This window comes from Lysobacter sp. ISL-50 (assembly GCF_018612875.1).
Lineage (GTDB): Bacteria > Pseudomonadota > Gammaproteobacteria > Xanthomonadales > Xanthomonadaceae > Lysobacter.
In genome coordinates, this window is record NZ_JAGGRI010000004.1 from 80102 (window position 1) to 97869 (window position 17768).

Annotated in this window: 17 protein-coding genes; 11 read left to right on the forward strand and 6 right to left on the reverse strand. The window is 63.2% G+C overall.

The window, feature by feature from the left end; translation table 11 throughout:
• Nucleotides 1-99 precede the first annotated feature (99 nt).
• The 4 genes from J7J50_RS02830 (at nucleotide 100) to J7J50_RS02845 (ending at nucleotide 3125) form a co-directional block, all read left to right on the forward strand.
• Nucleotides 100-1047 (forward strand): NADP-dependent oxidoreductase, encoded by a 948-nt coding sequence (locus tag J7J50_RS02830; RefSeq protein WP_215055336.1) that lies wholly within the window; start codon nucleotides 100-102, stop codon nucleotides 1045-1047.
• Between the two features lie 35 nt (nucleotides 1048-1082).
• Nucleotides 1083-2207, forward strand: coding sequence for an NAD(P)-dependent alcohol dehydrogenase (locus J7J50_RS02835; protein ID WP_215055334.1), 1125 nt, complete (start codon nucleotides 1083-1085; stop codon nucleotides 2205-2207).
• Nucleotides 2208-2211: 4 nt separating this feature from the next.
• On the forward strand, nucleotides 2212-2793 hold the full coding sequence (locus J7J50_RS02840) for a nuclear transport factor 2 family protein (RefSeq protein ID WP_215055331.1): 582 nt from the start codon (nucleotides 2212-2214) through the stop codon (nucleotides 2791-2793).
• A gap of 191 nt (nucleotides 2794-2984) precedes the next feature.
• Complete coding sequence (locus J7J50_RS02845; protein WP_215055329.1) at nucleotides 2985-3125, forward strand: hypothetical protein; 141 nt, start codon at nucleotides 2985-2987, stop codon at nucleotides 3123-3125.
• Between the two features lie 80 nt (nucleotides 3126-3205).
• Here J7J50_RS02845 and J7J50_RS02850 read toward each other — a convergent pair whose 3' ends face one another.
• From J7J50_RS02850 to idi, 4 genes are all read right to left on the reverse strand, one after another.
• Nucleotides 3206-3658, reverse strand: coding sequence for a hypothetical protein (locus tag J7J50_RS02850; RefSeq protein WP_215055327.1), 453 nt, complete (start codon nucleotides 3656-3658; stop codon nucleotides 3206-3208).
• A gap of 530 nt (nucleotides 3659-4188) precedes the next feature.
• Nucleotides 4189-5292, reverse strand: coding sequence for a terpene synthase family protein (locus J7J50_RS02855; protein WP_215055325.1), 1104 nt, complete (start codon nucleotides 5290-5292; stop codon nucleotides 4189-4191).
• A gap of 57 nt (nucleotides 5293-5349) precedes the next feature.
• Nucleotides 5350-6282 carry a class I SAM-dependent methyltransferase gene (locus J7J50_RS02860; protein ID WP_215055323.1) on the reverse strand — a complete coding sequence of 311 codons (933 nt, stop codon included), beginning with the start codon at nucleotides 6280-6282 and terminating at the stop codon, nucleotides 5350-5352.
• A gap of 84 nt (nucleotides 6283-6366) precedes the next feature.
• Nucleotides 6367-6921, reverse strand: coding sequence for an isopentenyl-diphosphate Delta-isomerase (idi, locus tag J7J50_RS02865; protein WP_215055321.1), 555 nt, complete (start codon nucleotides 6919-6921; stop codon nucleotides 6367-6369).
• A gap of 716 nt (nucleotides 6922-7637) precedes the next feature.
• On the opposite strand from idi, the gene J7J50_RS02870 reads away from it, so the two are divergent.
• The 4 genes from J7J50_RS02870 (at nucleotide 7638) to J7J50_RS02885 (ending at nucleotide 11094) form a co-directional block, all read left to right on the forward strand.
• A complete protein-coding gene (locus tag J7J50_RS02870) occupies nucleotides 7638-8084 on the forward strand; it encodes a DUF2513 domain-containing protein (RefSeq protein ID WP_215055319.1) in 447 nt (148 codons plus the stop codon).
• 212 nt (nucleotides 8085-8296) lie between these two features.
• Nucleotides 8297-9208: a PhzF family phenazine biosynthesis isomerase gene (locus J7J50_RS02875; protein WP_215055317.1), complete on the forward strand. Its 912-nt coding sequence runs from the start codon at nucleotides 8297-8299 to the stop codon at nucleotides 9206-9208.
• A gap of 374 nt (nucleotides 9209-9582) precedes the next feature.
• Nucleotides 9583-10593 carry a TraB/GumN family protein gene (locus J7J50_RS02880; protein WP_215055315.1) on the forward strand — a complete coding sequence of 337 codons (1011 nt, stop codon included), beginning with the start codon at nucleotides 9583-9585 and terminating at the stop codon, nucleotides 10591-10593.
• An 87-nt stretch (nucleotides 10594-10680) separates the two neighbouring features.
• The gene (locus tag J7J50_RS02885; protein WP_215055313.1) at nucleotides 10681-11094 is read left to right on the forward strand and encodes a hypothetical protein; all 414 of its coding nucleotides are present in this window, start codon (nucleotides 10681-10683) and stop codon (nucleotides 11092-11094) included.
• A gap of 149 nt (nucleotides 11095-11243) precedes the next feature.
• Here J7J50_RS02885 and J7J50_RS02890 read toward each other — a convergent pair whose 3' ends face one another.
• Nucleotides 11244-13313: a right-handed parallel beta-helix repeat-containing protein gene (locus tag J7J50_RS02890; RefSeq protein WP_215055310.1), complete on the reverse strand. Its 2070-nt coding sequence runs from the start codon at nucleotides 13311-13313 to the stop codon at nucleotides 11244-11246.
• A gap of 541 nt (nucleotides 13314-13854) precedes the next feature.
• Here J7J50_RS02890 and J7J50_RS02895 point away from each other — a divergent pair.
• Complete coding sequence (locus J7J50_RS02895) at nucleotides 13855-14130, forward strand: hypothetical protein (RefSeq protein ID WP_215055308.1); 276 nt, start codon at nucleotides 13855-13857, stop codon at nucleotides 14128-14130.
• Nucleotides 14131-14293: 163 nt separating this feature from the next.
• Here J7J50_RS02895 and J7J50_RS02900 read toward each other — a convergent pair whose 3' ends face one another.
• Nucleotides 14294-14809 (reverse strand): MarR family transcriptional regulator, encoded by a 516-nt coding sequence (locus J7J50_RS02900; RefSeq protein ID WP_215097452.1) that lies wholly within the window; start codon nucleotides 14807-14809, stop codon nucleotides 14294-14296.
• A 128-nt stretch (nucleotides 14810-14937) separates the two neighbouring features.
• Here J7J50_RS02900 and J7J50_RS02905 point away from each other — a divergent pair, with 128 nt between their 5' ends.
• Both J7J50_RS02905 and J7J50_RS02910 read left to right on the forward strand, forming a co-directional pair.
• A complete protein-coding gene (locus J7J50_RS02905; RefSeq protein WP_215055306.1) occupies nucleotides 14938-16497 on the forward strand; it encodes an alpha/beta hydrolase in 1560 nt (519 codons plus the stop codon).
• Nucleotides 16498-16648: 151 nt separating this feature from the next.
• The gene (locus J7J50_RS02910) at nucleotides 16649-17590 is read left to right on the forward strand and encodes an alpha/beta hydrolase (RefSeq protein ID WP_215055304.1); all 942 of its coding nucleotides are present in this window, start codon (nucleotides 16649-16651) and stop codon (nucleotides 17588-17590) included.
• Nucleotides 17591-17768 lie beyond the last annotated feature (178 nt).

Genomic DNA, 17768 nt, shown 5'->3' on the forward strand with positions numbered 1-17768 from the left:
TTATTCCCGGTTATCGCGCAATTGTCTACGGACTAGCATCTCCAGCCATCACCGCCGCTGGCTCGTCAGACCCACGGCCCCCTGACCTTGAGGTGCTCCGTGAAATCCGTCGCCATTCATGCATTCGGCACAGTGCCGGGCGTAATCGATCTCCCCCTACCTGACGTCGGTCCGCGCGACATTCTGGTCCGCATGACCCATGCCAGCTTGAATCCGATAGACCGCCGAATCGCCGAAGGCTTTCTCAAGGACCGTATCGAACACCGATTCCCATTGGTCCTCGGTATTGACGGCGCGGGCGTCGTCGAGGCCGTCGGCGCTCAGGTCGGCGAGTTCCACGCCGGCGATTTCGTATTCGGCCGCTTCCTGCACGCCTATGTGGGCAACGGCAGCTTCTCCGAGCATGTCGCCCTATCGGCCGCGGCACCATTGATCCGCATTCCGGCCGGCTTGGCACCCGAGTTAGCCGTCGCCCTGCCCACCGCGGCGGTGACGGCCCTGCAAGCCGTCGAGCGCTTGGCTTTGCCCGAAGGCAGTGTCGTGTTGGTCACGGGCGCAAGCGGCGGTGTCGGTACGTTCGCCGTGCAATTGGCGCACGCCAAAGGTTACAAGGTGCTGGCTACCGCATCACGCGATGACGCCCCCTGGCTGGAGGCGCTGGGGGTCGAGTACGTGCTCGATCGGCACGAGAACGTACTGGAGCAGTTGTATGCCTATTGCCCCACCGGCATCAACGGCCTGATCGATCTCGTCAATCCCGCTCCGGCCTTCATGGCATTGGCGGACTACATCGCCCCCGGAGGAACTGCGCTCAGCACCATCTGGGCGGCGGCGGATGGCTTGGCCGCACGTGGGATTCGCGGGGTGAATCTGGAAATGGAGCCGAACCTCGGCGATCTCTCCGATCTCGCTCAACGGCTGCTCGATGGCTCGCTGCGCGCGGTGATCGGCCGGCGGATCTCGCTGGAGGCCGTCTGCGATGCGATGACCCAGAGCCAGGCGGGCGGCGCCCGCGGCAAAACGGTCATCGACATCGCACGGCACTGATCGCCCCGCGCTCACTCCAATTCCAGGAAAATCATATGAAAGTCACCTCCGCAGTCGCAGTGAACAACAGCGACGCTCTCCAGATTCGGACGCTCGAACTGGACCCGCCCGGTTTCAATGAGGTACTGGTCCGTATCGTCGCCGCCGGCCTGTGCCACACGGACATCGCGACCCGCGACAAACTCATCGACGTGCCGATGCCGGTCGTTCTCGGTCATGAGGGGGCCGGCGTCGTCGAGCGCGTAGGTCCCGGCGTCGAGCATTTACAGCCGGGCGACCACGTCGTGCTGTCGCTGGCCTCATGCGGAACCTGCAGAAAATGCGCCAGCGGGTTGCCGGTGTACTGCGAATCGCACGCAGCGCTCAACTGGGCGGCCTGCCGCACCGACGGCACCACCTGTCTGCACGATGCCGATAATGGCATCGAGGTACACAGCCACTTCTTCGGCCAGTCGTCGTTCTCCAATTACGCGACCGTCAACGCCAGCAGTACGATCAAGGTCGATCCGAAGGCGCCGCTGGAATATCTGGGGCCGTTCGCGTGCGGGATCATGACCGGCGCAGGCGCCGTGCTGAACACCTTGAGCCCTCACCCGGGAACCACGCTGGTCGTATTCGGACTCGGCGCCGTCGGCCTGGCCGCCGTGATGGCGGCGCGCGCGGCCGGCTGCGGTCATATCGTCGCTGTCGACATCAAGGAAAAGCGCCTCGCACTGGCGAAACAAGTCGGCGCCACCCACGCCCTGAACCCGATGACCGGCGACCTCACCGCCCTGCTGGCCGAACTGACCCAGGGGCGCGGCGCCGACTATGCGGTGGAAGCAGCGGGCAACACCGGCGCCATGCAATCGGCCATCGCCTGCCTCGCCGAGAACGGCCAGTGCGTACTGACCGGCGTGGTTAAGGACCATACGACCATTCCACTCGATGTGATGCACGTGATGCGCGGCCGCCATATCAAGGGAACGATCATGGGCGATGCCGCGCCCAAAGCGTTCATTCCGCAGTTGATCGAACTGTTCGTTCAAGGCCGTTTTCCGGTCGACGCGCTCGTTCGCTTCTATCCGATCGAAGAAATCAATCAGGCCATTGAAGACTCCCTTTCTGGGGAGACGATCAAGGCCGTCATTCAGATGCATCACCCTTCCGCACAGGAGTAAGGCCATGAAACTGTTCAATCCCGTTCTGCTTGCCGTGTCGCTCGCATTGGCGGCCAATGGCGCGCCGGCAGCCACGCCATCGGTCGGCCACGACCACATCGTTCAGCGTGGCGGACTCAAGTACCTGACGCCAGGCTACAACACCGAAGACGTCGCGAAATTTTTCTGGGAGAGCCTCAACGGCTGGTCGGAGACTCCGGACAACCTTGCACGCTATTTCACCCCCAACGCGACGTTCGAACTGGCCTATGCGCCGGCCGATGATTTTCCGATTTTCTCGCGATCCAGCACAGGCCACGACACCATCACCCGCTACTTCACCAGCATGAGCGAATACTTGGGAATGCTGGAGTATTCCCCGGTCGCGACCTGGACCAAGCTCAAGACCAGCGATCCGGGCACCTACGTCTTCGAGTACACCAGCCGCGGCATCATCAAGACTACCGGCCGAGAGTACAACCAGAAGTTCATCTCCATCGTCAAGGTAAGGAACGGACAGATCGGTTACGTTCGCGAATACTGGGACCCCTACGTGGCGCTGCGCGACTTCAATCTGATTCAGCGCACCCCAGCCGCGTCCGATTAATCCACGCTCCATTCGCCGAGTTCTCCGGCGCACCCATCAGGATCCACCACCAGGTGGGTGCGACGAGAATCCGATGTCGCGCGGACTGTTGGCGACACGAACCAGTCGCCAACACAGTGGATACCACGCATCGGCTGGATACGGATTCGACTCGGCCGCGTAAGGCCGCACGGAATTGAGGAGATCAACACATGCACAGCGAACGCACCAAAGCACTATTTCAGGAGCACCTTGCCTGCTGGAAAGCAGGCGATGTGGATGGACTGATGAAGGACTTCCATCCGGAGGGTTTCATCATCAGCGGCCATGGAGTCTCCTTGAATGACGTTTGAAGCGGCCTTGAAAAGAACGTAAAACAAAACGGGACGCCTGATCGGCGCCCCGTTCTTAAGTCGCTTCAGCTGGCGACAGCTTACTTCGCGCGTTCGATCTCAAAACCGCTCACGTCGACGCCGAGGTTGAAGCCGCGTCCGGTGCCGTTGACCGCCAACGACACTTCGCCCTTGGTCATGACCAAGCCTTCCGCGCTTTTGACGACGCCCGCATTCGCGCCGGCCGTGGCATAGGTTCCGTAAATTTCGTCGATATTTTTCAGTTTGGTGAACTCGCCCTTGCCGTTGTCGATGCTGTACTTTCCTGCAGTGAGCCCAGCGCCACGGATGTGAATTCGGACGGCCGCGGCCTGGCCGTTGTCGCAGGTTACGCGCCCCGTGCCGTTGATGTGCTTGTAGATGGCAGCCCAGCCCGAGGTGTTGAATGTCATGTGACATTTGGTCTCGGCTTCGGCGGCACGCACGGGGTTAAGCGCGGACACTCCCGCCATAGCTGCAACGAAAACCGCCAAGCCAACGATGCGCGTAATCATGTCGCTCCTCCTGGGTGAAGTTGCGAAGGCCCATGAGTCGACCTTCGTCATAGCCTTCGGGATTGCTTGTTCAAGTTGGGGCACTCCGTGTTAGCGGAGCGCGAAGTCATGGCTAGCCGTAATCGCAAACGCTCGCAGCCGGCCGCAGGCCGGTTTGTATCCTGTTACGTCATGGCAACGGGTCACTGTTGCCGCTATTTTGGCGATCGACTTGCTAAGCGCCCGTGCAGTCCGGCGTGAAGCAGGGGTTACGGCTGGCTGGCCAGGGTTAAAGCCCATAGCCACAGACAGGTCAATGTCTGCGGCCTCGATCGATTCGTCAGCTCTGACTTTCCGACAACACGCCGGGTCGAACGCATTCCCAGCTTCCCCAACGGCGCCTGAACTGCACACGGCCACTCCACTGCTCAAAGCCCGCTTGAGCGGGCCCATGCTGGCTTGAATCGCAATCGCGGCGTCGAAGCAAGCTGCATCGTAATGCGCGTCATCGCCCCTGGACCGCCCAGGTACGCGGACATCTCCGGCCCAGTTCAATCGGGGCTGCGCGTCTGCGCGATATCCGCGGCAGCGACTTCATCGGTAGACGGCAGCGGGATGATGGTGACCTCGCCGGAGATGAATCGCTTTCCCTTGAAGTCCTTGCCGTGGTAGCGCGTGCTGATGGCATGAAATTCCGCGTTGCCCGACGCCAGATGCTCCAGTTCCGTCAGGTAGTCGCGCACTTCGCTGTCCTTTCCGAGCGGCCCCGCCAGCACCCTGTCGCGCGCCGCGATCAGCCTGCGCTCATTGTCGGATACGAGCACCGCCAGTTTGTCCAGCGCGCCCTGAAGCGTGAGCCCTTCCAGGTGCATCAACAGCCAAACGGAATTGACCGAGTCGGCGATGTAGATTTCCTTGCGAAACGAATAGGGATCGTTCACCAGGGTGATCGAGTCGATGGCCGCCGTTCTGACCGCGACGAGAGACTCATCGGCGGCCAGCGCGTCCGTCATGTCTACATCGATCGCATACTCGGTCATCATGGCGGCCCACTCGCCATAGTTGTCGACGCGCCGCAGCTCCAGGTAGCGATCGAAGCTCAAGGTGTCCATCTGAAGCGCCAGCGAATCGGTCTGCCTGAGGATCATGGTATGCAGCGACTCTTCAAGGCGTTTCCAGACGCGCGGCTTGGAGGCCAACTGCGCCTTGATCGGGATCAAGCCTTCATAAAGCAACTGCGCGATGGGCGCCGATGCGGGAGGCCGAATGCCCGCTATCGCATCGAAGTAGTATCCGCGCAGCTCCGACTGCCGCCGTGCATCGCCGAGGACATCCGGATTGGTGGTGGTGTCGTCTATGAGCGTGGTGATGCTCATCATCCGTTCCAGGTAATAGATCCGGTCCCTCTTGGTATGCGGATAAGCCAGGCCGCCATAGGACGGCATGCTCATGGACAGATAGTGGTCGACGGCCTTCTGGCTTCCGTAGTGAGCCAGGATGTAGCGACTGTCGCTGAGCGCGACCAGCCGCTCGGCTTCCTCGTGATCCGGATGCCACATCGGTTTCAGGGTCAGGTGGAAGTCGGGATGATGTATTTTCTCTCCGGCCTTCGGCAGACCGGCCAGGTTGCGGACGAAGTTGGGCGCCTTGATCATCCCCGACCCTCTCGTTATGAAATGTTCTGCGTTTCAGCCCGCGACCCGGGTCGCTTCTCAACGCGGCTTCAGGATGGCGCTGTAGATTGAGATTTGCCTCTTCACTATCGCCACCGCCAGGCTTTCGGTCATCACATGCAGTTCTTCCAGGGGCCCGTTGGCGCCGGCGGGGAAGTGGCTCTCTATGTTTGCCCTTATATCCAGAAGCCAACGTATCGCGTCGGCGTTGCTGGGCAGTACGCGCATATCCTGGATGCCGAATCCGCTTCGCTCCACGACTTCGGAAAAATACTTCGGCGTCTTCCGATACTTGCAAGCCAGTCTGTCGACGATGTCGGGAGTGTCGGACCTGTATTTTTCAAGGTCGATGTTATAGAGATTGTCCGAAACAATTACGGTGCTTTCCGAATGCACTCGCCGCCGCAGTTTCTCCATGACCGTTTCGTAAAGATCGTCGGGAAAATGGGAGATGACCCCGCGCATGACGACGAGGTCGTATGGCGTGTCGGCGTCCGGCAGCAGGTCGATATCCTTCGCGTTGCATTGATACAGGTTGATGCGGCCTGACAGGCCCAGATCAGCATGAGCCTGGGCGCCATGCTCCAACTGAGGGCGGCTGACATTGATGCCGTCCAGGCACTGGCACTCGGTAAAGCGATAAGCCAGATGCGTCAGGACCGAACCCCAGCCGCAGCCGATGTCGAGAATGCGCCTGATGGGCGCATGGCCTCGATCGAAGCCGGCCAATTTCAGCTGCCGATCGAAATATCGAACGCCCGACTCGTCGAGCGAAGCCGGTTGCGGCAAGACGGGGTCGTCGTAGACGCCGAACTGGAACAGAAGGCTGTTGCCGATGACTTTGCGCCAATCCTGCGGGTCGTCTTGGTAGGTGTATTCGACCTTGGCCTGGTACTCGTTGACACAGGCGCCGTGGATCGCCGTGATGGCCATCCGTTGGGGACTATCCGCTGTACGCTTGAGATCTTCCATGTGCACACTCCGCGATGCGTCAATGCGATTGCCATCTTGGCGGCGGTCTTCAATTCGCGCGCGCTGACCGGCCACGATAATTCGCTACGTGCTGTAGCCATGTCGCGCGAGGCGAAGCAGTTCTGCTTCGCCGGTTATCAGCACGATGTGCCTTAGCCACACGGTGAACAGATCAGGCTGCACGGCCAGCGATTGGACCAGGGAAGGAACATCGATCCAGCGCCATTCCGCTACCTCATGAGGGTTGGGCGAAGGGCGGCGATCGAACCCGCCAAGCAGGACGTGGTCGAGCTCATGTTCGACCATGTTCTCGGACACTCGCTCGCGATAGACAAAGCTGAAAGCTCTGCTTAGCGGGCAATCGAACCCCATTTCTTCGTGCAAGCGCCGGTGCGCCGCGGTTTCCAGATCCTCGCCGGCGCGCGGATGGCCGCAGCAGGTGTTGCTCCACAGCCCGGGAGAATGGTATTTGCCGCGGGCGCGCTGCTGCAGCAGCATTTCGCCATTCGGATTGAAGACGAAAATCGAGAAGGCGCGATGCAGCCAGCCGTTGAGGTGAACCTGGATCTTCCCGGCGGTACCGACCTGCTGGTCGTCGCCGTCCACGAGAACCAGCGTGTCCTCCGGTTGAACTTCCATATTCGATGCTCCCAACGGCGAGGGCCAGGAAGTGCTGGGCTACGGCGTCGCGACGATAACCAGAACTAGGCAGTACCGAAGCGACCCCAGTCACCGTTCTTCGCTCACCGTAAATAACGCAAACTAACCTGCCGGACACAGTTCGCTGTTTCTGCCGCAGCCCGAACCAAACGCCCCTCGCAGGCCGCCGGAACCGGAGCTTTCGAAGGGGCGCGCGGAGAGCGCAGAGGGTTCGCCGCTGGCAATTGGCGTGCCCGCGGCGGCTGGGTTCTCGCCAATCTCTTCGCGTCGGGGAACAGTTGGCTACGTTAAGCGACATCGAGTGATGCTTCGGATCTGAGCGCCAATCGCGCTCCATCGCTTAGGCGTCCGTGGCCGCCCAGGAGCGCAAATGCGGACTGACTCGGCTCGGTATTTCGTCTGCGCACCATGACGCTGTGTGTGTCGAGAACATCGACACGTTCGCATTTCCGCGCGGCCGCGAGGGAAAGGTGACAAAAGTGCGGGTTTCGCCTGTTCGGCCTGAGTATCGTCGATGAAGCGCAGTCCTGCCGATGCGCAAAGGGCGACAGGGATCGATGATGGCCGCCGCATCATGTCGTGCCCGAACGAATGTTCCTTAACCTCTCGATGCGATGGATGCGCAGGGAGCAACGCATCGGCAGAACGCGACCGCTCCCGCGCAACCACCAGACGGAGTCACAATGCGCCGAGACATGGAGTTGATTCGCAAAGTGCTGCTGGCCGTGGAGGCGTGCATCCCGCATCGCCTCATCGACGGATACTCGCAAGATCAGTTGCGCTATCACCAACTTCTGCTCATCAACGAAGGCCTGGTGGATGGCTGCTTCGTAAACGACTCGAACCGTGCCGTCGAAGTTCCGACGGCGGTCATGTTGACGCGCTTGACCTGGGCAGGACACGACTTCATCGAGGCGATCGGCGACGAAACCCGCTGGGGAAGGGTCAAAGCGTTCCTGGCCGATTCGGAAAAGCAGATCACGATTGAAACGGTGAAAGCTGCCGTAACCATTCTATTCGGATGTGCCAAGCCACCCGGCGACGAATGGCTGCACGTCGCAGGCGATCAGAGTCCGCACTGCGCCCCCTTTATCTGTACGCCGAATAATTTTTGCCGATCCTGTCGGCGCATAGGCAGGTGACCGTTAATTTGCGCGATGCATTTTGCGGGATGGCGCGCTGACGCACGTCTGGTTGGCCACGGCTACCGCAGGCGCAATGAGCGCCGCACGCATCCGATAGCGCGTCGGGATGCGGCGGACGCGGGCCGGAACGCCGCGATTCGGCGGCCGCCATGGAACCAGTCGCGGACCTCGCTTAGGATGCGCAGTCCGCTACCGGAGCCGAGCCCGCCATGACCGACTTGCGTGTGTATCAGATCGACGCCTTCACCCGGCAGCGCTACCAGGGCAACCCGGCCGGGGTGGTCGCCGATGCCGAAGGGCTCAGCGACGAACACATGCAGTTGATCGCGCGCGAACTCAACAATTCCGAGACCGCCTTCATCCTGCCCGCCGAAGCGGCCGACCACGACGTGCGCGTGCGCTTCTTCACTCCGACCACCGAAGTGCCGGTCTGCGGGCATGCCACCGTCGCCGCCCATTTCGTCCTCGCCCTGGAGCGCGGATTGCCGGCGAAGCCCTGTCGCCAGTTGACCGGCGCCGGCATCCAGGTCATCGAGACGCTGCGCAGCGGCGACAGCTTTCGTATCGCGATCGAGCAGAACCGGCCGAGCTTCGAGCCAGAACTGTCGCCCGTGCTCGCCGCGGAAGTCGCGGCGGCCCTCGGCGTCGGCGCTCACGCCCTCGACCCGCGCTGTCCGCTGCAGTTCGTCTCGACCGGCCACGGCAAGTTGCTGATCGGCCTGCGCGAGCGCCGGCAATTGCAGGCGCTGGCGCCGGATGCCGCGCGCCTGATCGCGCTCGGCCCCGAGGCAGGCGCGAAGGGCTTCTTCGTCTTCAGCCTGGACCGCGAAGACGGCGACGATGCACTGACCCACGGCCGCATGTTCGCGCCGGCCATCGGCATCGCCGAAGACCCGGTCACCGGCAACGCCAACGGCCCGCTCGGCGCCTACCTGGTCAAGCACGGCTTGCTCGAGGCTCGCGACGGCGTCGCACGGTTTCGCGCACGCCAGCGAGCCGGCAACGGCCGTGGCGGCCACATGGACGTGACCGTCCGGGTCGAAGGCGGCGAACCCAGCGGCGTGCGCATCGAAGGCGACGCGGTGACTTGCTTCCAGGCGACCTTGCCGCGCACGTTTTGACCTGACCGGTGCGGGTCGCATCCTTCCCGTGCACCGCTGCAGGCGGCAGCAGGAAAGCGGCGACAGCGAATCCCTCCTGACTGCGTGTTTCAGCGCCCCCAAGCCGCCCCTGATCCTGGTCGCTCACGACACGGCTTGACACTCCAAGCCGCCGCTTCGCGGCCCGGTTTGATAGGGTATGCCGAGTAACGGCGCGCTCGCTTGCATGTGCCGTCCAGGTCAACAGCTCTCGGTTGCTGGGCGAGAACTTTTGACATGCTGTCGATTGTCGTCGCCGTTTCCTCTCTCGGCATGCGATCCACGGCGATCGGCGATAGTTCGCGAACGTCTACCGTGGAGTGCGAAAAATGCAGGGAAAGCTACTGGCGGGCCTCATGATCGCGACGATAACCGGGTCGGCGACAGCGCAGTCGACTGCAGATGCGGCCAGATCGCCGCCAACGCCTGCGAGCGTCGCGGATGTCACTTCGGCCATTGTCGATATGGATGCGGTCACGGTGACTGGCGTACAACCGGGCCCAGGACTGTGGAAGTTCCACAAGGGCGATCGGGTTCTCTGGATCTTCGGCACGCTGTCGCCGCTGCCCAAGAACATCACCTGGGTGTCTGACGATGTGAATGCGGCGATAGCGGCATCGGACGTTGCCTTGCAAGGCCCCGGTTTGGCCGTTACCGCCGACATTGGATTGTTCGGCCGGCTGTCGCTGCTGCCCTCGCTGTTCAAACTTCGGAAAAACCCGAACGGGACCAAGCTGCAGGAAGCGCTGCCAGCGGATTTGTACGCACGCTGGCAGGCGTTGAAAGTGAAGTACATCGGCCGCGACCGGGCCAGCGAGAACTGGCGCCCCGTATTCGCGGCCAACGAGCTCTATCAGGCCGCATTGGAGAAAAACGGCTTGGTCGAGTCAGGCATTATCGGGCCGGTACTGGATAAAGCCGTCAAAGCCGCGGATATCGAGAAGCAATCCACGACCTTTACCATCAAGATCGATGATCCAAAGGAAACGCTCAAGGAATTCAATGCATCCACGCTCGACGACGTGCAGTGTTTCCGCAAAACCCTCGACAGGCTCGAGACCGATCTGGCGGTCATGAAAACTCGCGCCAATGCTTGGGCAGGCGGCGATATCGACACCCTGCGCGCATTGCCTTACGACGACCAAAGCCTGGCTTGCCTCAGCGCGCTGACCGATTCGGGCTTCACGCAAAGGCTGGGCATCGAGAATATCCAGGCCAAAGTCGCCAGCCAGTGGTATCGGATCGTAGACGGCGCGCTGCGCGAGCATCAGATCGTATTCGCGACCGTACCGATTTCGCAATTGCTCAAGCCGGACGGCGTCGTCGCCAAGTTGCAGGCCAAAGGCTACGAAGTCGAATCGCCGTAACTGGCGATGGTTTTGTCACTAGCCGTTCAGGCCGGAATGCGGGGATGATTGCGTACATTTTTCCAGCCGAAGGATGGGGACTCACCGATGGACAACCGTTCGAACCACGCGCGTTTCGCCGGCACGCAGACCCAGGCCAAGACCGAGCAAGCCGCCGAGACGGCGCTGCAGGCGCTCGAATCCCTGCGTGCGGTGTCTCCCGGAGCCGCCGATCTGGTCGCGCAATCGGCCGCCGCCTACTTCGACGGCATCGCCAAGCTCGCGTTGGCGAGCCAGGCGATCTTGCTGAAGCAAAAGACCGAGGACCTGGCTGCCATGGACTTGCAGCAGGCCGCGGAAGATGCACTCGGCACGCTCGCCACGGATATCTTCGCGGGCGCGGCCGCGGCCGTCGCCGCGGCGGCGGCCGCGCAGGAAGCCGAATCGGCCGGGTTCGCCATAGACCAGATCGACCGGAGCATCGCCAGGTACTCCGCGTTGCTGCGCAAGAGCGAGGGCTGAGCGCCTTGGCTTGAGCGCGCTCCGCGGGCGTCAGCCGCGACGCCGCCGGCGGCCGCAACGGGCCGGCGCGCGACCGCGTCGGCCTTCGCCCACCTTTGACGCGATAGTCCCTCCCTCAAGCGAGGGAGGGACACTGCGAAGGCGCCGCCTCAGTTCTGCGGATTCTCCAACAGCACATCGTCGAGATAGAACGACGCGCCGCCGGTACCGGTGCCGAGCAGCAGAATGCGGGCATTGGCCGTGGTCGCCGGCGCCGTCAGGGTCGATGCGATCTTCCGCCAGCCGTCGGCCTGCGCCGGCACGGCCAGCGCAACGGTGTCGCTGCCGAGGATCGAACCGCCGTCGTTGCGCCATTCGATCACCACGCGCACATTGCTCGGCGCGCCGCCGCCGGCCTTGATCCAGGCGCTGAAGTGCTTGACGCCGGCGCCGGTGCTGTAGCCGGGATAGTTGGCGACTTCCACGCCCCAGTTGGATTCGACGACATTCACCCGCAGGCTGTAAGCGCCGCCGTGCGCCTGCTCGGCGACGCGGGCGACCTCGGCGTTGTACCAGGCGCTCCAGTTGCCGATCGACGTTTCCAGCAACGAGGTGTCGGCATCCATCACATTGCCGGGCGGGTTCTCAGGCTCGGGATTGTTGACCTGGTCGGTGGTGCTGCCGACGTCCTGGTTGTATGGCGCGGCCTGCCAGGCGGCAAAGCTGATGCGGTCGCCCCAGCGCGTGGCGAACTTCCACGGGCCGTAGTAGTGGTTGTTGGCGAAGCGGTTGTTGGCGGCGAACATCACCTGGTTCTGGATGCCGGCTACGGTGTACGGCGACCACGGCAGATTGTCGGCGCCGGTGGCTATCAAGGCTTGCGCGCCGCAGTATCCGGAGGTTCCGCAGGGCACCACGGCCGGATTGAAGTAGAACTCGTTGGAGCTGACGTCGATGTTGCGCGAGTGCCAGCGGCAATCGGTGAAGAACGGCTCTTCGCCAACCTGGGTGTAGCACGGGTGGGTGGCGCTGATCGGATGGGTGTATTCGTAATCGTACGGCCCCTGGATCTGGTTCGGGCTGACGAAGGGCGTGCAATAGCTCTTGCTGGTGTTGCCGTTGGAGTTGCAGAAGCGGTTGGCGTTCTCGTAGATCGACACGCCGGAGAAATTGTCTTCGAAATAATTGTCGTTGATGCGGATCAACGCCGCGCCGGAGACCGTGCTGGGCAGGCGATCGTCGCCGCCGGATTCGGACAGATAGACCGCCGGCGCCGGCGAGCCGCCGTTGCTCGCGCCCTTGCGCCAGGCGTTGCGCAGGAAGGTGTTGCCGCGGATGGTGGCGTTGTAGCTGATTTCGTACCAGATGCCTTCGTCTTCGTTGTCGGCGATGTAGTTGCCTTCGAACAGGAAGTCCATGTTGTTGGTATCGGCCCACAAGCCCACGCTCTTGTTGTCGTGGACCCAGTTGTTGGTCACGCGCGCGCCGCGCACGTCCCAGAACTTGCCGCCGCCGGTGCAGCCGCAGCCCGGCTCCCGCGTTTCCCAGTCGTCGGTGTTGTTGCCGGCGATTTCGTTATGGTCCAGAACGATGTTCTTGATCGCCGAATCGCCCTCGACCGGCGGCTTGAACATGCTGAAGCCGTATTGGCCGTTGTCCTTGAGGCAGTTGTACTGCACGACGTTGTCGCTGCCGAGGAAGACGCCGGCGCCGTCGTTGTTCTGGATCGTGTTGTATTCGATCAGCCAATGATCGCCGGCATCGTGGTTGACCACGCCTTCGTTGTTGTTGTCGGTGCCGCGGCCGAAGTTGACGATGGTGAGATAGCGCACGGTGACGTGCTGGGCGCTGCCGGTAAAGGCATAAAGATTGAGATTGCGGCCGTCGATGACCGCGCCCGGCGCGCCGACGTAGGTGGTGTTGTCGCGGGCGATGATCTGGCCGTACAGGTCGTCGGCGAAGGTATGCACGCCGGTGTCGAACCAGAAGGTGGCGCCGGGACGATTGAAGTCGAAGCCGCTGTTGTCGCCGGCCGGAACCACCACCGCGCCGGCCGGCGCCGTCGCCGGGCCGCTCAGCAGCGTGGTATTGCCGCAGATCTGCGCCGGCGGCGCGCTCGGCCAGAGCAGGCCGGTATGCGCCTGTCCCTGCGCGGCGTAGCGCGCTTGCGTCTGCGCTTGCGCGGCCGGGGCGAAGGCGGTGGCGGCGACGACCAGCGCCGGCAGGGCGCGACGCGCCATTTCGAGAACAGTGCGGGTAAACGGATGTCGCGGAGTGATGGCCACGTTTCGATTCCGGCTGGTGACAGACGATGGAGAGGGATGCCCCGCTCCCTGCGGGATGCGGACACTTCGTGCGCACGCCGGTGCGCTCACCCTCGCCGCGTCCGTGCCGGACCGGCGTACAGTCGAGTGCGCTCCCCGAGCGCGGTGTCGGCGATGCCGCCACCTGCGCTGTAGTCACATGGCAGGCGTCGGTCGCAATAGTGGCGGCTGTCATATCGCTTCGGATATGCGAGACGTGTCGCATTATTCCCGCGGATTCCCGCTTTCGGATTGTCCTCAACCGGTATCGAATGTTGTGCACGCATCCGCATTGCGCGCGCCGGAGCGGCGGCGCGATCGCGGCAATGCCGCGGCGCCCGCAGTACCATCGACTCGCGGACAGGCCGCGGACAGCGAACCGGACTGCGGACTGGCCGTCATCGGCCACCGGCTTAACACGAGCGTCACTATCGTTCGGCACTGTGCGGACATGACTTGAACAGGAGCATGCATGAACATGAATAAGCGTTGGCTTTCCGCCGCGGCCCTCCTCACCGCGGTCGCCTTCAGCGGCGCCGTGTTCGCGGATCAGCATCGATACGAGGTTATCGGCGAAGGCATCGGACACGACCGCAACGAGGCCTACGAGGCGGCGTCGTACGACGCCAGCCGCAAGTGCTATCTGAGCTGGGGGCGCTCTACCCAGGAGCAGACGATCCTGGTCGAGGAAGAGCAGCCCGATACCGGCTACTGGTACGTCAAGCTGGCGGAAGGCTGCATTTCGGAAGACTGAGCCGGGCAGCGGCGGTTCCGGATCGTTGTCGAAGCGGCTTTTCGAACGTCGCGTCGGCGACCGACAAGCCGGCCGGGCAGTGCCCGGCTCTATTCACAGGCGTCAGCCGTGCCGGCGATCGGCCGGATAAGGACGCGTGCGCAACTGACGTTGAATCAGCGAGTCAGTCCGGCAAGCCCGATCGCAGTTTGCGCAGCAGGCCCGCCAATTCGGCGCGCTCGCCCGCGCTCAATACCTCCACAACCTGCCGGGCCTGTTCGAACCGGGAGACGATCGCCTTGTCGGTCAACTTCAGACCCTTGGCGGTCAGCGCAGCGGCGAGCGAGCGGCGGTCTTCGTCGACGGCATTGCGCGAAATCAGTCCGGCGCGTTCCAGCCGGTTCAAGCAAGCGGTCATCGCTCCCGAGGTGAGCAGCACCGACTTCCGCAAGGCGGTCGGCGTGAGTCGATACGGCGCGCCGGAGCGACGCAAGGTCGCCAGTACGTCCAGGTCGGTGTAGTTGATGCCGGTGCCGCGCAGGCCTTCGCTGGCGGCGCCCTCCAGCAAGCGGCCCAGATGCAGGATGCGTCCGACCACCGACATGGCCGAAGGGTCCAGGTCCGGACGCTCGCGCTTCCAATCGGCCACCAACCTGTCGATGAGATCGGGGGCGGCCTGTTTACTTGGTTTCTTGGTCATGGCTGAAGTACCTTACCATCAAGTATCTTGATATGAATATAAACTCGCCAAGGTCTTCAATAGCGCCGGCGCCTCATCCAGCGCCGGCCGGGCTTGCGACCGAGTCGAAATTCAGCCGGGGAGAACCGATGCGCCTGCGCGATCCGAGCCGCCAGTACATGCAGCCCCATTCGGGAGGACTTCGCGCCAGTGCCTGCGCGTACATCCTGACCGCATCGATCTGCTTCGCGCCCTTGTTCGCGGCGGCCGGTCCGCATCGCGCGGGCGAGGTCCAGCTCGATCCGGAGGCGGTAATCACGGTAGAGGGTCATCCGCTGCGTTATCAACTCGGGACGCTGTTTGTTCCCGAGAACCGCGAGACCCCCAATAGCCGGATCATCGGCGTGGGTTTCGCCCGCATCAAGGCGCCCAAGCCGACGGGCGCGCCGCCGGTGTTCTGGTTGCCGGGCGGTCCCGGTCTGAGCGTGCTCGGCGCGTTCACCGGCGAGGATGCCGCATCGCGAAGCCGGCTGAAATCGTGGGCCTCGTACGGCGCCGTCGGCGATCTGGTCGTGGTCGAGCAGCGGGGGTATTCGATACGCGGCGAGATGCTGAGCATCGAGGTACCGGCGTCGCCGCTGGACCAACCTTCGTCCGTGAAAGCGGACTCGGAAGCCATGATCGCGCTGGCGCGGGCCGCCGTCGCGACGCACCGCGACAAGGACTTGTCCGGATACACCATCGTTCAACTGGCCGCCGACGTCGACGATCTGCGCCGGGCGCTGGGCTATGAAAAAATCTCGCTGTTCGGCGGCAGCTTCGCATCGCAGTGGAGCTTGGCCGTCATCCGCCGGCATCCGGACATCGTGGCGCGCGCGGTGCTGTCGTCGGTGGAGCCGCTCGACGGCTTCGATATCCCGTCGCAGGTCTATGCCGCGATACAGCGCCTGGCGTTCGATGCCGACCGCGATCCGCGATTGGCCGCTTACCTGCCGCCCGGCGGCATGATGGCCGCGGTGCGCGAGGTGCATGAGCGATTCGCGAAGGGGCCGATCCGGGTCACGCTCGCCGCTGAAATCGGCGGCGAGCCGCGCACGGTGTCGCTCGGCGCGGAGGATTTGCAGCTCGCGCTCACCTCGCACACCGACAACGACGGCGCCGAGTGGCCGGCCTTCATACTCTCGATTTACCACCGGCATTACGACGCCTGGGCGCGCGAGACGATCCAGGCGCGCGCCGCCGGCGATATGGCGCTGATACGGCCCTTGATCGACACCAGCCTGGGCATCAGCGACGCGCGGCGACACCGCGTGCAGACCGATCCGGCGGTCGATTGGCTCGGCACCTGGCGCTTCGCGATCGACATCGCCTCCGCGCCGGCGTGGCCGACCCCCGACCTCGGCGACGTCCTGCGCACCCCGGAAGAAAGCCTGACGCCGGTGGTGTTCGTTCACGGCGATTGGGACACGAGCACGCCGGTGGAAAACACCACCGGTTTGCTGCCGTATTTTCGCAACGGCCACGCGATCGTGGTTCATCGGGGCGGACACGACGGCGCGTTCTATCAACTCAGAGAACAGCCGGCGGCCAAGACAGCGATCTTTGATTTCCTGCGCACGGGAAATACAAAGAACCTGCCCGTCAGCGTGACGCTTTCGCCGCCCGAGTTTTCGCTTCCGGCTTTTCCCGCGCCGGAAATACCGCGCTGATCGCTTCGACATCGTGTCCATAAGCACGGCTGAACACGCCGACATCTAGAGAGCCGGCGCCCGGCCGATCATCCGGGCGCCGCGCTACGCCGCTGTCAATGCAAACCTGCCTTGCCTTCACGCGCGCTTACCGCTGCGCGATGAAGCTGCGGTGCTGTCGGCCCGCGACGGACACGCGTCCCTCGCCAACGGCAAACAGACGGAGGAAATCCGCATGTTGAAGGTTCGCAAGACCCGGCATCACACGATCGAACTGGATGGCGTCGAATTGTTCTATCGCGAGGCGGGGCGTCGCGACGCGCCCGGCCTGCTGCTGCTCCATGGCCAGCCCAGTTCGTCCTACAGCTTCCGCGAAGTCATGAGCCCGCTGGCCGAGGTGGCGCGGGTCGTCGCGCCCGACCTGCCCGGGTTCGGCTTCACGCAAGCGCCGGACGATTATCCGTACACCTTCGACGCCATGGCGCGGACCATCGACGCCTTGACGCGCGAGATCGGGCTCGATCGGTTCTTCCTGTACGTCCACGATTTCGGAGCGCCCGTCGCCTACTGCCTCGCGCTCGCGAAGCCGGAGCGCGTGCTGGGGCTCATCATCCAGAACGGCAATGCGCACGAGGAAGGGCTCGGCCCGGACTGGGACGCCAACAAGGCCTATTGGGCCGATCCCACCGCGGAGAATCGCGCGAAACTGGTGCCGTGGCTGAATTTCGAAGGGGTTCGGCACACCTATGTGGGCGACATCCCGAATCGGTTGAAGCCGCTGTTCGCGCCGGAAGGCTGGCATCTCGACTGGGAGCGCATGAGCCTGCCGGGGCGCGTCGATATACAGTTCCGCATCTTCGAGGACTACGGCCGCTACGTCGCGCGCTTTGCCGAAATCTCGGCCTATCACCGCAAATATCAGCCGCCCGCGCTCATGCTCTGGGGCCGGCACGACCCGTATTTCGAAATCGAGGAAGTGCTGGCTTATGCCCGCGAGCTCGACGGGATCGACATGCATCTTTACGACGCCGCGCATCTGTTGCTCGAATCGCACCCTCAGGAATGCGCGATCCTCATGCGTGAGTTCATCCTCGACGTGCACTCCAACCGATGAGGCATCCGCGCGCGCCGTGAATCATCGGATGGATCGAACTTGTCGTTCGGCATGCGGCCTTGCTTATCAGATATAAATCTGAGCAACGCCATTGCATGCCTGAAATCGGCCTATCCGGCACTGCTCGCGGCGTGCGGATCGTGGAGCGCATGTCGCGCGTCAGGTCGCAGCCGAAAGC

Coding starts and splice junctions, on each gene's coding strand:
- J7J50_RS02835 (WP_215055334.1), top strand. CDS start 1,083: ATGAAAGTCACCTCCGCAGTCGCAGTGAACAACAGCGACGCTCTCCAG.
- J7J50_RS02840 (WP_215055331.1), top strand. CDS start 2,212: ATGAAACTGTTCAATCCCGTTCTGCTTGCCGTGTCGCTCGCATTGGCG.
- J7J50_RS02845 (WP_215055329.1), top strand. CDS start 2,985: ATGCACAGCGAACGCACCAAAGCACTATTTCAGGAGCACCTTGCCTGC.
- J7J50_RS02850 (WP_215055327.1), bottom strand. CDS start 3,658: ATGATTACGCGCATCGTTGGCTTGGCGGTTTTCGTTGCAGCTATGGCG.
- J7J50_RS02855 (WP_215055325.1), bottom strand. CDS start 5,292: ATGATCAAGGCGCCCAACTTCGTCCGCAACCTGGCCGGTCTGCCGAAG.
- J7J50_RS02860 (WP_215055323.1), bottom strand. CDS start 6,282: ATGGAAGATCTCAAGCGTACAGCGGATAGTCCCCAACGGATGGCCATC.
- idi (WP_215055321.1), bottom strand. CDS start 6,921: ATGGAAGTTCAACCGGAGGACACGCTGGTTCTCGTGGACGGCGACGAC.
- J7J50_RS02870 (WP_215055319.1), top strand. CDS start 7,638: ATGGAGTTGATTCGCAAAGTGCTGCTGGCCGTGGAGGCGTGCATCCCG.
- J7J50_RS02875 (WP_215055317.1), top strand. CDS start 8,297: ATGACCGACTTGCGTGTGTATCAGATCGACGCCTTCACCCGGCAGCGC.
- J7J50_RS02880 (WP_215055315.1), top strand. CDS start 9,583: ATGATCGCGACGATAACCGGGTCGGCGACAGCGCAGTCGACTGCAGAT.
- J7J50_RS02885 (WP_215055313.1), top strand. CDS start 10,681: ATGGACAACCGTTCGAACCACGCGCGTTTCGCCGGCACGCAGACCCAG.
- J7J50_RS02890 (WP_215055310.1), bottom strand. CDS start 13,313: ATGGCGCGTCGCGCCCTGCCGGCGCTGGTCGTCGCCGCCACCGCCTTC.
- J7J50_RS02895 (WP_215055308.1), top strand. CDS start 13,855: ATGAATAAGCGTTGGCTTTCCGCCGCGGCCCTCCTCACCGCGGTCGCC.
- J7J50_RS02900 (WP_215097452.1), bottom strand. CDS start 14,809: ATGACCAAGAAACCAAGTAAACAGGCCGCCCCCGATCTCATCGACAGG.
- J7J50_RS02905 (WP_215055306.1), top strand. CDS start 14,938: ATGCGCCTGCGCGATCCGAGCCGCCAGTACATGCAGCCCCATTCGGGA.